The sequence below is a fragment of the Gallicola sp. Sow4_E12 genome (genome assembly GCF_052116305.1).
In the GTDB taxonomy this organism is placed as follows: Bacteria; Bacillota; Clostridia; order Tissierellales; family Peptoniphilaceae; genus JBQKLI01.
This window is the reverse complement of sequence record NZ_JBQKLI010000004.1, coordinates 108,110-123,051: the sequence shown is the minus strand read 5'-3', so window position 1 is coordinate 123,051 and position 14,942 is coordinate 108,110. Positions and strand designations below refer to the sequence as shown.

The window sequence follows — 14,942 nt, the reverse complement described above, 5'->3', positions numbered from 1 at the left end:
CCGCCTCCCTATTATTCTAATGAAATGTACTGGCTTTGAATATAACCGACCGAATTTTCGATAATCACACGGCTCCAGCTGACTTCTCCAACTTCTTCTACGCCGATAATCTCCATTTCGCTCCCCTTCGGTACTTGTGATATAATTTCCGAATTCACATCTGCTTTAGCTCTCAGGTTTACCTGCTCATTGGATATTCCTGTATTATGAGTTTCTTGATTTGTCTCGGTTTTTACTTCTACCGTTTCCGTTGATTCCCGCCTAGAGGTATAGCTTTCTTCTTTATAACAGCCGGACAACAATCCAATCAGCAAAAGCATAAACAAATATTTATTTAAACGCTTCATTTTATTCTCCATAATTCATCCAAGGTTTAGATTTCATGAATCTCTATTCGTCTAGACCCTTTATATCGTTAAAAACAAAACCCAGCATCTTTCCATTTAAATAATCAATTCGATTTAAAGACTTTTCCAAATCTTCCCCTTGAGTTCTTCCTTTCTCAACAATCAGTATCGTTGCGTCTGCATAGTTGGATAGTATTCCTGCATCCGGCGCTAAACAGATACCCGGTGTATCTAAAAGTATATAATCATAATAGTCCTTAACGGAAATAAGTAAATTCTTCATTTTAATCGAGCCCATAAGCTCCACCGGGTTCGGCGGTACAGAACCTGCCAGTATAATATCGAGATTTAAATGGTCTGGGTCCGGCACAACTACTTCGGCAGGAATAACATCATTAATCAAAATGTTGACTAATCCTCTTCCCACTTCATAATTACCGCATTTATCTATTGCTGGAGTTCGTAAATTGCAGTCCATTAAAAGCACTGTCTGACCGTCTTTCGCCAAACTTTTCGCGAGTCCATAGGTAATAGTAGTTTTTCCTTCGTCTTTTCCGGGGGAAGTGACTGCGATAATTCGAATATCCTCAGCATCTTTTGCAAATCTAAGATTCGTTCTTAAAGCTGAAAAGCTTTCTTCCAAGAACGAATAGGAACTCTCATATCTTTCATTCAGCTTCATTTTCATTCGTTTCCTCCTTAAAAAGCTCGCTAACTTCATAAGTCTTTTGGTTTTCTTTGTTTAACTGCGGAATCTCTCCTAAAACCGGAAAATCAAAGCGCTTTTTCAAGGATTCTACAGATGTAAAAGAATCATCATTTTTAACTTTTTTCATTTTTTTCATGACTCCAATAAGCAATCCTGCAAGTACCCCGATAACCGCAGCGGTTCTTCTTAACCAAGTATCTGCTTGTCCAGGCATTTCAGCTTCATCGACAATATCGATTTGCTCTCCTTCAATAAAAGATCCTATCTCTTTTTGAAACACCTCTGCGCTTTCATTTGCCAAATCCATTGACCTTTGAGCAATGGTATCCTTGATTTTTATTCCAAAAAGATTGGAATCGCCGATACGTCCCACTTTAACTTTTTGTCTGTATTCGCTGGGCGTAAAATCAATTTCCAAATTTCCTAGCACCTGATCTCTCACTTTCGATGAATTCAGTGCTTCATTGTAAGTATTGAGTCTCCGTCTTTCGGAATTTCCCGAGCCAGACTCTTCAGCATTTGTAATCCTTAGTATCGTATTTGAAGAATAGACAGGTCTTACAAAGAAATATACTGCACCGTAAAAGAGAACCCCGCCTAATGCCGCCATAAAAAATAGTTTAATTATATCTAAAATCGAAAATTTCCTCATTATTATATCTCCATTTGATAATAAATAATTTTAATTAGTCCACTCTACTTTGTATAAATTTCCTCAATTTATAATAGAATATCATAGTACCCATAATTATGAAAGGATTCTGCGAATAAGCTTTTGTACAAAAAAAAGAACAGGCCTCAACCTGTTCTTTTTTTATTCTATTGAGATACTGTCTGTAGGACAGCTTTCTTTTGCTTCTTCGCATTCTGCCATTGCATCTTCAGGAATATCTCCATCTATAGCAACAGCCAGGTCATCATCATCCATGCTGAAAACATCAGGACAGATATTTACACATAGTTCGCATCCAATACACGTTCCTTTATCGACATATGCTTTCATGATTCTCCCCCCTTTTATATTACTAATATATATGATTTCTTCTCTCTTCTCAGTACCTGCTGTTACATATAAAAAAAGAATCCTTAATCTGATATACTACATAAGAGGTGATATCTATGACTTGCAAACATTTAATTAGAAGAAGAATTATAAATAAAGAAGATCTGATCTCTCTTCCAACACCTGTGTTGTTTCATATCGGAAAAGATGATCAGAAAGATAATACAAATGAACTTAAAGATTATGTAGAAAACGCAGTATTTATTGGCTTTAACTCCCTTGTTGGACCCAAAGGAGAACAGGGCGGGAATTACCCCCTTCCCGATATGAATGAATTCGCAAAAAAAATGATGCGTATCGGACTGAACCCAGGTTCTCTAGTCGTTATCTATTCCCCTATGGGCCTCCCTTTTGCTGCACGTTTTTGGTGGATGCTAAAAACGATAGGAATTACAGGATATGTAATGTATAGTGCAGAGGAACTCAAAAATTATGAATATACCCGCCCTAAAATTATGAATTACGAAACTCTTGTTTTTGACTCTTCTCAAACGGCAGATTATGAAGAAGTCAGAAAACATCTAAAAGATCCTAATTATTATATGATCGATTCAAGAGATGAGGACAGCTACCATGCACTCACCTCCCATGGCCATATCCCGGGAGCTCACCATCACTATTATAATAAACTTCTTCCCGACGGCGTACCGGATTATCCTGATATCAATCCTCTTTTCCCGATCGAAGAAGAACATAATATTATACTATATTGCAATGCTGGAATTACCGCTTGTGTAAACGCTTTGCTTCTTGAATCCATTTCAATACCCTATCGAATTTATGTAGGAGGTTTCAGCGACTGGATCACTCACCAGGATATGACAGTTGAGAAGTAAAGGTGTAGTAGAAAAAAACAAGAGCATTTATTTTCTGACTGTGACAAGAAGCAAATATAAAAACGTTCTCCAAAAAAGACAAAAATCATTGTAAAAACAAAAGAACTGTTTTTCAAATTTATATGAAAAGCAGTTCATTTATATTCTAATTTGTCAGTTCCTCTAATATACTTTCAAAACCTTTACAAGATTTTTTTAGTTCTTCTATCGTTATATACTCATCTATAGTGTGTGCGATATTTTCTTTTGAAGGGCCGTATCCAATCGTCGGAATTTTCTTTTTCCCGCAGTAATAACTTCCATTTGTACAAAAATCAAAATGGGATAGTTCTGTTTGAATACCGGCTCTTTCTAAACCGGATATAGCTGCCTGCACTAATTTTTCCTCTTTGTCGATTATCCAAGCCGGGTAAAACCGCTCGGATTTAAATCTTTTACCGGTATAACAATATCCTTCTCCTTGAACAAGATAGGCTTTGCCATCAAACTGAGTGTCGCTTTCTCTTAAACGCTCTACAATATCTTGAACTTGTTTTAGCACATTCTTTTTCTTTTCTCCGACTAATGTACGTCTATCCAAAGTAATCTGGCATGTTTCCGGTATCATGGAATCTCCAGGATAAGGATTTGACATGATATCAGTGATTTCTAAAATTCCTTCCCCTAGTATTTCATGATTTGTTAATTTCAGTTTCTTTAATTCATTAATAAATTTATTCATATTGAGTACTGCATTGATTCCGTTTTCCGGATGGGAACTATGTCCAGTCTTTCCGAAGGTTTCCACCTGTATTTCTGCCCTTCCCCTTTGACCAATTTTTATAGTAGAAGTAGTCGCTTCCCCGATAATTACCATGTCCGGTTTGATTTCCTTGACAATCTGCTTACAGGCCACTCCTTCAAAGACTTCTTCATAAACAGTACAGGCAATATGAATTTCCCCTGAGAAATCTACTTTTTTCTTTTCCATAAAACGTGCGATGGAGAAAATCATCGATGCCAAACTGCCCTTCATATCCGTAGTTCCTCTTCCGAATATTTTACCATCTTCGATTTCACCGCTATAAGGATGATGTGTCCATTTTGTTGTGTCGAGGGGACTCACAGTATCCATATGTCCATCTAACAAAATAGTTTTGCCTGGTTTGTTTCCTTTGATACATCCTGTAACGCTTCCCATATCATCGGTACGTACTTCTTCAAAACCAAGTTCTTCCAGTTTTGTTTTAATATATTCTGCAACATCCTGCTCTTTTCCGGACAAGCTTGGTCTTTGCACCAGCTGCCTTGTAAATTCTATTAATTCTTCGTCCTTTAATCTCACAAACTTCCTCCTTACAAAATGAAAAACTCTTCCGCTTAGAAAGCTTGAAGAGTTTTTAGTTTTAATTCATTTTACGGTATCTTTCAATATTATCATCGCTTAAAAACTCATACGCATTATTGACCTTTTGGAACATTTCTTTAGAACCCGGCTCTTTATTAATATCTGGATGGTATTTTTTAGCCATTTTTCGATAAGCCAGTTTTACTTCATACTTATCTGCCGTTTCGCTTACCCCTAAAATACTGCAGGCTTCTTTATACTGTCTGTTAAAATCATTTAACGGATTCTGATAATAATGTCCTTGACTATTATCATACCCATTTTGACCTGTATATCCACCATATCCATACTGATTTCCGTTTGTCCAATAGCCTCCGGAAAAATTGCCCCCAAACCATTGATTGAAACGCTCATCCCACATCCGCTGCTGTTCTCTCTGCCTTTCTTCTCTTTCTTTTCTTGCTTTTTCGTCTTTCATTCGAGTGTATTGATCCGCATAATCTCGGAAAGTTCCAAAAGATTTTTTATTATCGTCTATTAAATATTCCCCGTAATCATTCAGAAATTCAATCAAACTGTATTTGAAATACTTAAGCTTTGATACAAAGGTTGTCCCGAGTATTGGAAATACTACTAGTATTATAAATGCAAGCCATACTAAAGGATCGCTTAAAAGCGGAATAATAAACACAGGAAATAAAAATACGAGCAAACAGCCGAACATTCCTATAAAAGATAATACAGCTGCTCCTAAACTTCGAACAATATTTACAGCCGTCTCAATAATTGCTATTAAAAAACTTATAAAATAATCCAGGCCTTTTGCAAAACCCTTTATTGCCTTACCAAAAAACTTTGCCATTAATTACTTTTCCCTGCTCTTTCTATATTTTTCCAATTCAATTTCATCTTGTATTTCTAACCCCCGCTCTCCTGCTAAATGCTCTAAATGATGTCGGAATTCGTGGCGCAAAGTATCTCTCAACTTTTCTTTGAGCTTCTCCTTCGGCAAATAACCGTACACATTCATAAAGGAACCATAATAGATACGGATCATATTTCCGTATATCCCTTTTTGATACTCTCCCATTATATAGAGATCCTGTCCAATCCCTTCCGGATGGTATTTTGACTGATCGATTAATGAGACTCCTCCATGGAGTTTATTGAAAAATTCTTGAGGCAGCTCATGAACTAAATCTTCTAAAATTTCTTCAACTTCTTCTATTGTGTAATTATATTCTCCCATAACAGTCCCTTAAATATATAGTGGTTGTATTATATCATATTGCTAGTTTCTTATCTTTTTTCCATGATACAATAACTATATGTAAAAATAATGTATAAGAAAGAAAGGTGAAAAATATGGATTTTTTAAAAGAACAGCAGATATCCGACAAACTAATACAAGATGTTATGTATTTTCGTGATTTTTATAAACTGAATGAAGAATTTTGGAATAGAATTCCCCAGCCTCAGTTCATATATTTAGGCAAAGAAATATGGGAAATGAGTTTAACAGCTATACTCAACGGGTCCCATCTTCTTCTCACAGGACCAAAAGCGACTGGCAAAAATGTCCTATGCGATAATTTATCGTTGGTTTTTAATCGACCTCAATGGAATATGTCCTTTCATGTGAATGTGGACAGCAACACATTGATTGGAAGCGATACCTTCAAAGACGGCGAAGTTCAGTTTCGCCCAGGACCTTTATATCTTGCTGCAAAAGAAGGAGGCTTTGGAGTTTTGGATGAGATAAACATGGCTAAAAACGACTCCATCTCAGTGATTCATTCTGCACTGGACTATAGAAGAGTCATTGATGTTCCAGGATATAAAAGACTTCCTCTCCATGAAGCTGCACGATTTATCGGTACGATGAATTATGGATATGCAGGTACTAGAGAGCTCAACGAAGCACTGCTTTCAAGATTTATGATTATTGATATGCCCCCTGTCAGCAAACAGCATCTATTAACGATTTTAGAAAAAGAATTTCCTTTAACAGAGAAAGGTGCTGCTTTATTTACTCAACTGTTTATGGATCTGCAGAAAAAAAGCCTTCATTCTGAAATTTCCTCAAAACCCATCGATTTAAGAGGTCTGCTCGCAGCAATAAAGGCGGCGCAAAAAGGTCTTGATGTTTTTCTAGCCTTAGATATGGGAATCGTCAATAAATCTTTTGATCCTTTTGAAAAAGAAATCATAATCGACAATATAAAGAGTCTCTTTTCAAAAAATATGAACTATACAGAACTATTCAAATAGGTGGATTATGGAAAACGCAAGGAAACAAAATATAACATGGACAGCATCTGAAGATTATAATTATGATCCCTCTTATCTTCTCTTCAAAGTTTATAATGATGATTACGACTTTTATAAATTTTCATTAGCAGGCTTAGCCTATAAATACTTTGATATGAAGTCCATTGAAGAATTTTATCTTCTTTACGAAGAGGGAGATCTTGCAAATGAAGATATTAAAATGGTTATTCAAATCGCTATAGAAAATTGTTTATGGGATTATATTGCTAAAGAGAGACCTGGCGCGCTCCTTTATAGAAAGAATTTTATCGATCATAGAATACGAAGATATTCCTTCCATCCGCCTAAGGATCTCTCCGAAGAATTGGAATATGGATTTTATCTTATAAAAACAAACTCCGTACCTAAAACATTCCCGTTAGCCTATAAACTTTTAGAGTCCGTGATGAAGATCCCTTTTCAAAAAACTTCTGATTTTATAGTATCTTTAAAAGGTATCCTCGATGAATATTTTCATATCAACGAAAATTTAAAAATCGATTATACTGCAGATAAAATTATCGAAAAAACAAAATGGAAAGAAAAAAACAAAGAAAAAAACAGGCTTGAATATAAAAAAAGCAGTTTTCTAAATCCTGAAAGAGAAACATTAGAATCTGCAGAATTGGCAAGAAGTACAATATTTACAGATAAAAATTTGGACGAGGAAGATAAAACTCCTCATTCTATGGATATTGACGATATCACCGGAAGAGATGATATCGAAAAAATTGCAGTCAGTATTTACGGAAAACCGATTCTTCCACAATATATTGTCGAGCAATTAGAAAAAAATCTTTGCACCGATATTCACGACGGCTGCAGATTATTGATTACCGAAGGATTGTATGGAGACAGTTTAAATGAAAGATATCGCGATGAGATACGGATCCAGCAAAGAGAAGAGAACAAAAAACATTTCGACGATAATGCCGTACTCTACCGGAGAAGCATATCGAAGCTTTCTCATATTTTAGAACAGCATATTTTATCTGATTTGGAAGATCAGCTTCTTGTAAGCAACAGCGGTATCCTTGATCCATCCCGATTATGGAGACATACCTATTTAAAAGATCCTTATATCTTCCAAAGAGAAATCAAGGATCAAATGGGAAGATTTACTGTTGATATTTTGTTGGACAATTCAGCCTCACAGCAGGATCGACAAGCACAAGTCGCAGCCCAAGGCTATATTATCGCCTCTGCCCTAACAAAACTTCATATTCCTACAAGAGTATTAGGCTTTAATAATTTCAATCATATTCAAATATTAAAACTTTATCGGGATTATAATGAACCCTCTTCTAAAAACGAAAAGATATTCGAATATTTAGCATCCGGATCAAACAGAGACGGATTAGCGATTAAAACTGCCTTGGCTCTAATGGATGATGATTCTCAGGATAATATTCTCATTATATTAAGCGACGGAAAACCGAATGATAAGGTCAGTGTAGGTGTCGTAAAAGGCAGAAAACAAAAAGCAGTAGATTATACTGGCGATATGGCCATAAAAGATACTGCAAAAGAAGTCTTTACAGGAAGAAATAAAGACAAAATCATCTTCGGTATTTTTACCGGCAATGAAGAAGATCTAGACCAAGAAAAAAGAATATACGGTTCCAATTTTGTCTATATTCGAGATATTGAAAGATTTTCTGATACTGTAGGATCTTTTTTAAAGAAAATTATAGATGCTAGATAGAATTTATTTATAAAAAATTCATTCCTATACATTTTCGCAAATACTATCTATAGTTAAAATTTCATTTTATATACTTTAATGACATTAAATACCTCCTGTTGCAGTTGAGTTTGCAGACCAAAATTCATTTTAAAATATGGAGGTATTTTATTGTCTGTTTAAAAACGCTAAAATTATAATGCCCCAGTCTAGTTAAGGGTTTTCGAATTAAAAAAGAAGTCAGATTAATGCATTCTTTTAGTAGTTTTCATCGTCTTCTTCCAACTCATTTATATAACGGTATATTGTTGCTTCACTGCTATTTAGCTTTTTTGCGATAATAGGAACAGCCCCTTTATTAACAATATTCCTCGTTTTTTCAACTCTTTTACCATAGCAACTCTATCCTTTTTTCTTATTTTTTCATTCATTTCAGATTTTTGTTGCAATACTTTACCTATTACTTCATCTACATAATCTTCAATATTACCACTGACTATCTCTGCTTCATCATCCAAAGACAAATCCTCCAGCCGTTCGAACCGATAGTCTTTCAACAAATTATCTGGGTGACATAATCCCATAACAGCTCTGCTTATATCTTGATATCTAGAATCATCAAAGGTAATACATAATAAACCCACTAATTTTAAATTATCTTTAATGTAGATTGTCGAACTGCGTAAAGCTTTATTTTTCATAGATATTGAAACATAGTTCACTTCATAAGATTTCTCTTTATAACGCCCCGATGATATGATTTCTAACATAGCTGGTGATAAAGGTGATCCTAATCCCCTATTTGTTATATGTCCATTTGCAATGGCAATTACAGACTTGTCTCCCATTGCCAAATCATGTAATGCGATTTCATAACTAGGTCCCAAAACCAGACCTAAAAAGTTCACTAATTCAACATATCGCTCCCTCAACTCAATCCTCAAAACATACCTCCAGAAATCAAACTTTTACTTTATTTAATAATAGTATATCAAATTTGACAGATTTAAAGTAATTCGTTTATTTCTATCTATTATTAATAATATTTTCTCAATTTTATTCCATATTGTTAATCTAACTTAAATATATTTTTGATTATTTTAATTTTATTGATAATTTTTTATCGACTTTTCTTAATGCAATGATATTCTCATTTTACAATAAGAATTATATAATTCATCTTAATACTCAAGGAGGAAATTTATGAAAAAGTATATGGCAGAACCTTTCAGAATTAAAATGGTTGAACCGATTAAAATGACTACACGTGAAGAGCGAGAAAAAAACTTGAAGATGCAAAGTACAATATGTTTAATCTTAAAGGTGAAGATGTCTATATTGATTTATTAACAGACAGCGGAACAAATGCTATGAGCGATAAACAATGGGCAGGTATAATGTTAGGAGATGAAGCTTATGCAGGTGGTAAAAGTTATTATCATTTGCTTGAAGCTGGAAAAGATATCTTCGGTTATGAATACATTCAACCCGTCCATCAAGGACGAGCTGCTGAGAAGGTCCTCTTCCCTATTATTCTAAAGAAAAACCAGATAGCAATCTCAAACATGTTTTTTGATACTACGAGAGCCCACGTGACATTATCAGGCGGCAAACCAATCGACTGTGTATGTTCAGAAGCTAAAAATCCATCAAAATATGCAGATTTTAAAGGAAATATGGATGTAGAAAAGCTCGAAGATTTAATCAATAAATATGGCAAGGAGAATATTGGTATGATTGTCATGACCATAACAAATAACTCTGCTGGTGGTCAGGCTGTTTCTATGGCTAATATTCGACAAGTTTCTGAAATAGCAAAAAAATACAATATATTCTTCAATATCGATGCGGCAAGGTTTGCGGAAAACGCTTACTTTATTCATCATCGGGAAGAGGAATTCAAAAACACTTCTATCATAGATATCATTAGAGAAACCTTTAAATATGCTGATGCTTTTACAATGAGCGCAAAAAAAGACGGCATTGTTAATATAGGAGGTCTCATCGGGATAAAAACTAATACAGATTTATATCAAGATGTAAAAGAAAAATGTATATCCTATGAAGGATTTATAACATATGGCGGATTGGCAGGAAGAGATCTAGAAGCTTTAGCTATCGGTTTATATGAAGGCATCGATGAACAATACTTAGAATATCGAAATGCTCAAATGGAATACTTGGCATCAAACCTAATGGAAGCCGACATAGCTATTCAGAATCCCGCTGGCGGTCATGGTGTCTACGTAGATGCGAATGCCATGTTCCCTCATATTCCTTACTACGAGTTTCCTGGACATACATTGTGTATTGAATTATATAAAGAAGCTGGAATCCGTACTTGTGATATAGGATCCTTTATGTTGGGAAACGATCCTGACACTGGTGAGCAAATTAAATCAGAATTTGAATTTTGCCGTTTAGCAATTCCAAGAAGAGTGTATACTCAATCTCACTTTGATGTTATTATCCAAGCTTTAATCAATATTAAAAAACGTGCTCATGACGTTAAGGGATACAAAATCACATGGGAACCAAAAATCCTTTGTCATTTCCAAGCACATTTAGAACCTATAAAATAAATCAAAAAAGAGATTAAATATTGTAATTAATATATTTAATCTCTTTTCTCTTCTTAAAATATAAAGGAGTTATTATGGATAAGAATTTTGAGAAACGCGATTTATTTACATCTAAATGGGGGTTTATCTTAGCATGCATTGGTTCTGCTGTTGGAATGGGAAATATCTGGCTGTTTCCTTTTAGAGTAGGACAATTTGGCGGTTTTGCATTTCTGATTCCCTATTTTATATTTATAGCTTTAATCGGATATACAGGTGTCGTCGAAGAAATGGTTTTTGGCCGTTCTATGCGAACTGGCTCTCTTGGAGCTTTTACAAAGGCAACTCAAACTAGAGGCAGCAACGCAGGCAAGGTTATTGGCTGGATTCCAATCATAGGCTCCCTTGGTATTGCTATCGGTTATTCTATTGTTGTAGGGTGGATAATACGTTTTACAGTAGGTTCTTTTACAGGATCGATGTTAAGTACAGCAGATAGCGGTGCATATTTCTCTAGTATAGCAGGCAGTTTTGGAAGTATGTTTTGGCATATCTCGGCAATTGTAATTACAGCCGTAATAATGATTGCTGGAGTATCTTCGGGTATAGAAAAAGTAAATCGATTTATGATGCCTGCCTTCTTTCTATTATTCATAATTTTAGCAGTGCGTTCATTTATGCTACCTGGTTCTTCTGCAGGTTATGAGTTTATGTTTCGTCCAGATTTCTCGAAGCTTTTAGATATTAAGACATGGGTCTTTGCACTCGGGCAAGCGTTTTTCCCACTTTCCTTAGCTGGTAGCGGAACAATTGTCTATGGCAGCTATTTAAGTGATAAGTCTGATCCGCCTTCCAACGCGAAATACATAGCTATATTTGATACGTTAGCCGCTATGTTAGCTGCTTTAGTAATACTGCCCGCTGTGTTTTCCTTTAGTATTGAACCCACGGCCGGACCTCCTCTAATGTTTATAACTATGCCAGAAGTTTTTAAGCAGATGCCCGGTGGATTTATTTTTGCGATATTGTTCTTTGTTGCTGTATTGTTTGCTGGTATCTCTTCCTTGATCAATCTTTATGAGACACCTGTTGAACTGCTTCAGCAAAAATTCAAATTAAAGAGATCTACATCTGTTTTTATAATACTCGCAATCGGATTCCTTGTTGGGATCTTTATCCAAGATGCTGCTAAACTTGGGTTATGGATGGATGTCATCAGTATATACGTTATCCCTCTGGGAGCTCTCTTAGCAGGTGTCATGTTCTTTTGGGTTTTGTCAAAAGATTTTGCATTACAAGCCGTCAATAAAGGTGCATTAAAACCTTTAGGCGAGCAGTATTATATTCATGGTAAATATGTATACTGCGGTCTAACTCTTCTCGTCTATATACTAGGAATTTTTTACGGTGGCATTGGATAATTAAAACAGGGTAGACATCTACCCTGTTTTAATTTATTCTTTATTCTTTTCTATCAGTCCATAAAACAATCTGCTTTGCCAGTCTAGTTTGAACTAGATCGATAATCCTCTGATTAGAAGATCCTCTAAACTGCAGCGTCAAATCTTTAAGTTCTTCCACAAAAGGTCCATCTACTAAAACATCGCATAAGTGAAGGAGTTTCTTATTTTCTTCATTTTGTATCAAGTATTCAAATGTATATCCTGAATAAATCCAAATGCTTTTTTTCGAATTATTCTTTATTTCTCTGACGATCGAAAGGAGACCTTCTGTATTTTCAAAAGGTTCTCCACCTAAGATTGTCAATCCGTTATTCACAGTGTTATTTAAATACTTCAAAATTTGTTTTGTCTCTTCTTCTCCCCACACCGACCCGAAATTAAAATCCTGATATTCTTTATTAAAACAATTTTTGCAGTTGCGGCTGCATCCTGTGACAAAAATACTGGACCGGATACCCGGCCCATTTGCAATATCAAACTCTCTTATTTGTCCATATCTCATAATAACTCCTAAATATGAAGTACTCTGTTTTTAATTTCCTTTGTTTTTCCTTCATTCCAGAAATTCTCGCCTAAATATCCGCAGGTTCTTCTTGTAACATTCATTGTAGAATGATCCTTATTACCGCATTGCGGGCATTGCCACTCTCCCTCATCGTTAATAATAATTTCTCCGTCAAATCCACACTCTTGGCAGTAATCTGATTTTGTATTAAATTCAGCATACTGAATATGCTCATATATATAATTAACCATGGTTTCAAGGGCTTCTAAATTATTACTCATATTCGGAATTTCCACGTAGGAAATACATCCGCCTTTTGAAAGCTGCTGGAATTCTGCTTCAAAGTCAAACTTTTCGAAAGCTGAAATTTCTTCTCGTACATCCACATGGAAAGAGTTGGTATAATATCCTTTGTCAGTGATATTTTCTATCTTTCCAAATCTTTTTACATCTTTATCCGCAAATTTATAGCATAAAGATTCCGCAGGTGTTCCGTAAAGCGCGAATCCTAATCCTGTTTCTTCTTTCCATTCGCTGATCTTTCGATTCATTACTTCCATTATTTTTAAAGCAAATCTTTTTCCGCTGGGAGCCGTTTGAGAAATGCCTTTTACTAACAATGTAGCTTCGTATATCCCGATATAGCCAAGTGTTACCGTTGCATAGCCTCCTGTTAAAAGAGGTGCGATAGACTCATGCTGGCCAAGTCTTGCTATGGCTCCATGCTGCCAGTGGATTGGAGAGGAATCGCTTGTCACTGTTTTTAAGTGATCATATCTCATAATCCCTGCTTTTTTACAAAGCTCTAATCTCTTTTCTAATATTTCAAAGAATTTATCTTCATCTCCATCGGATAGAATACCTATTTGAGGAAGATTTATGGTACATACACCTATATTAAAGCGGCCGTTAAACTGATAATTTCCTTCCTGATCTTTCCATGGAGAAAGGAATGCTCTGCATCCCATAGGAGAAAATACATTGCCTTCGTAGTTTTCTCTCATTTTTTTTGCAGATATATAGTCAGGATACATTCTCTTTGCTGTACATCGGATAGCTAATTGTGTTAAATAATAGTATTCTGAACCATGGTTTACGTTATTATCGTCCAATACATAGATTAATTTCGGGAATGCGGGTGTTACATATACTCCTGCTTCATTTTTTATTCCTTGGATACGCTGTTTTAAGATTTCTTCAATAATATCAGCCGTTTCGTTTTTAAAATAGTCTCCTTCTTCGATATACATAAATAAAGTCACGAAAGGGGCTTGACCATTGCTTGTCATTAAGGTATTGATCTGATATTGGATTGTTTGGATACCAGACTCTAGATCTTTTTTTGTCATTTTATCTGCCATAGCAGATGCCAGCTCTTGATTTCCTAATGTTTCAAAAGCAAGTTTGTAGTTTTTCTCATAGCTTTTTCTTAAGTACTTGCCTAAACAGCGGATATCGATACTTTGACCGCCATACTGATTGGAAGCTATTTGGGCGATAATCTGCGTCATCACATTGCAGGCTACTTGGAAAGATTTTGGTGTTTCGATTAATTTTCCGTTTACAACTGTCCCTTTGTCCAGCATATCTTCCATATTTACCAAACAGCAGTTAAACATCGGCTGAATAATATAATCCATATCATGAAGATGTATTGCTCCTTCGTCATGAGCTTCTAATAAATCTGTAGGGATCATTTTTCTGCGGGCAATATCTTTTGAAACTTCCCCTGCAATCAAATCTCTTTGTGTGGAAGCAATGACAGGATTCTTATTGGAATTTTCTTCCATAACAGATTCGTTGTCTTTTTGCAGCAAACCGATAATACTTTCGTCTGTAGTATTGCTTTCTCTTTTAAAACGCTGTACAGCCTTATAGTTTTCATAGGCTCTTGCTGTTGCAGGATTATTGTATTGAATAAGTTTATAGTAAACTTGTTCCTCTATATCGTATATTGAAAATGTTTTATCGCTGCTTTTTGCATTATCTTCAATTTCATAAGCGATGCGGTCTGCTAAGCCTTCTTGAAAAACTCCTGTACTGCTGCTCATCGCCTTTTCAATAGCCAATACGATTTTTTCTTTATTAAATGGAACTTGTTCTCCGCTTCTTTTATATACCTTAATCATGATCCTGC

General features: G+C 35.3%; 16 protein-coding genes. 5 read left to right on the top strand and 11 right to left on the bottom strand.

What is annotated here, in order from left to right:
- Positions 1-11: 11 nt before the first annotated feature.
- The 4 genes from ACTQ46_RS03625 to ACTQ46_RS03610 form a co-directional block, all read right to left on the bottom strand.
- On the bottom strand, positions 12-347 hold the full coding sequence (locus ACTQ46_RS03625; protein WP_441747519.1) for an SH3 domain-containing protein: 336 nt from the start codon (positions 345-347) through the stop codon (positions 12-14).
- Between the two features lie 43 nt (positions 348-390).
- On the bottom strand, positions 391-1,035 hold the full coding sequence (locus ACTQ46_RS03620; RefSeq protein WP_441747518.1) for a CpsD/CapB family tyrosine-protein kinase: 645 nt from the start codon (positions 1,033-1,035) through the stop codon (positions 391-393).
- Positions 1,016-1,708, bottom strand: coding sequence for a YveK family protein (locus ACTQ46_RS03615; protein WP_441747517.1), 693 nt, complete (start codon positions 1,706-1,708; stop codon positions 1,016-1,018). Before ACTQ46_RS03615 ends, ACTQ46_RS03620 begins: the two co-directional genes overlap by 20 nt.
- 162 nt (positions 1,709-1,870) lie before the next feature.
- Positions 1,871-2,059, bottom strand: coding sequence for a ferredoxin (locus ACTQ46_RS03610; protein WP_441747516.1), 189 nt, complete (start codon positions 2,057-2,059; stop codon positions 1,871-1,873).
- A gap of 116 nt (positions 2,060-2,175) precedes the next feature.
- On the opposite strand from ACTQ46_RS03610, the gene ACTQ46_RS03605 reads away from it, so the two are divergent.
- Positions 2,176-2,955, top strand: coding sequence for a sulfurtransferase (locus ACTQ46_RS03605; protein WP_441747515.1), 780 nt, complete (start codon positions 2,176-2,178; stop codon positions 2,953-2,955).
- 145 nt (positions 2,956-3,100) lie between these two features.
- On the opposite strand, the gene ACTQ46_RS03600 is transcribed toward ACTQ46_RS03605, so the two are convergent.
- The 3 genes from ACTQ46_RS03600 to ACTQ46_RS03590 all read right to left on the bottom strand — a co-directional run bounded on the left by ACTQ46_RS03600 (position 3,101) and on the right by ACTQ46_RS03590 (position 5,531).
- On the bottom strand, positions 3,101-4,279 hold the full coding sequence (locus ACTQ46_RS03600; RefSeq protein ID WP_441747514.1) for a YgeY family selenium metabolism-linked hydrolase: 1,179 nt from the start codon (positions 4,277-4,279) through the stop codon (positions 3,101-3,103).
- Positions 4,280-4,340: 61 nt separating this feature from the next.
- Positions 4,341-5,144, bottom strand: a complete 804-nt coding sequence (locus tag ACTQ46_RS03595; RefSeq protein ID WP_441747513.1) for a DnaJ domain-containing protein — start codon at positions 5,142-5,144, stop codon at positions 4,341-4,343.
- A gap of 3 nt (positions 5,145-5,147) precedes the next feature.
- Positions 5,148-5,531: a metallopeptidase family protein gene (locus ACTQ46_RS03590; RefSeq protein WP_441747512.1), complete on the bottom strand. Its 384-nt coding sequence runs from the start codon at positions 5,529-5,531 to the stop codon at positions 5,148-5,150.
- A gap of 116 nt (positions 5,532-5,647) precedes the next feature.
- On the opposite strand from ACTQ46_RS03590, the gene ACTQ46_RS03585 reads away from it, so the two are divergent.
- Both ACTQ46_RS03585 and ACTQ46_RS03580 read left to right on the top strand, forming a co-directional pair.
- Positions 5,648-6,553: an AAA family ATPase gene (locus ACTQ46_RS03585; RefSeq protein ID WP_441747511.1), complete on the top strand. Its 906-nt coding sequence runs from the start codon at positions 5,648-5,650 to the stop codon at positions 6,551-6,553.
- Between the two features lie 7 nt (positions 6,554-6,560).
- Complete coding sequence (locus ACTQ46_RS03580; RefSeq protein ID WP_441747510.1) at positions 6,561-8,297, top strand: cobaltochelatase CobT-related protein; 1,737 nt, start codon at positions 6,561-6,563, stop codon at positions 8,295-8,297.
- Positions 8,298-8,534: 237 nt separating this feature from the next.
- Here the strand turns inward: ACTQ46_RS03580 and ACTQ46_RS03575 are convergent, their stop codons facing one another.
- Positions 8,535-8,615: a hypothetical protein gene (locus ACTQ46_RS03575; protein WP_441747533.1), complete on the bottom strand. Its 81-nt coding sequence runs from the start codon at positions 8,613-8,615 to the stop codon at positions 8,535-8,537.
- The gene (locus tag ACTQ46_RS03570) at positions 8,600-9,220 is read right to left on the bottom strand and encodes a helix-turn-helix transcriptional regulator (RefSeq protein WP_441747509.1); all 621 of its coding nucleotides are present in this window, start codon (positions 9,218-9,220) and stop codon (positions 8,600-8,602) included. Before ACTQ46_RS03570 ends, ACTQ46_RS03575 begins: the two co-directional genes overlap by 16 nt.
- Before the next feature lie 363 nt (positions 9,221-9,583).
- Here ACTQ46_RS03570 and ACTQ46_RS03565 point away from each other — a divergent pair, with 363 nt between their 5' ends.
- Positions 9,584-10,858 (top strand): tryptophanase, encoded by a 1,275-nt coding sequence (locus tag ACTQ46_RS03565; RefSeq protein ID WP_441747508.1) that lies wholly within the window; start codon positions 9,584-9,586, stop codon positions 10,856-10,858.
- Between the two features lie 74 nt (positions 10,859-10,932).
- The gene (locus ACTQ46_RS03560; RefSeq protein ID WP_441747507.1) at positions 10,933-12,258 is read left to right on the top strand and encodes a sodium-dependent transporter; all 1,326 of its coding nucleotides are present in this window, start codon (positions 10,933-10,935) and stop codon (positions 12,256-12,258) included.
- Between the two features lie 40 nt (positions 12,259-12,298).
- Here the strand turns inward: ACTQ46_RS03560 and nrdG are convergent, their stop codons facing one another.
- Positions 12,299-12,802 (bottom strand): anaerobic ribonucleoside-triphosphate reductase activating protein, encoded by a 504-nt coding sequence (gene nrdG, locus ACTQ46_RS03555; protein ID WP_441747506.1) that lies wholly within the window; start codon positions 12,800-12,802, stop codon positions 12,299-12,301.
- 8 nt (positions 12,803-12,810) lie between these two features.
- Positions 12,811-14,934: an anaerobic ribonucleoside-triphosphate reductase gene (nrdD, locus tag ACTQ46_RS03550; protein WP_441747505.1), complete on the bottom strand. Its 2,124-nt coding sequence runs from the start codon at positions 14,932-14,934 to the stop codon at positions 12,811-12,813.
- Positions 14,935-14,942: the final 8 nt, after the last annotated feature.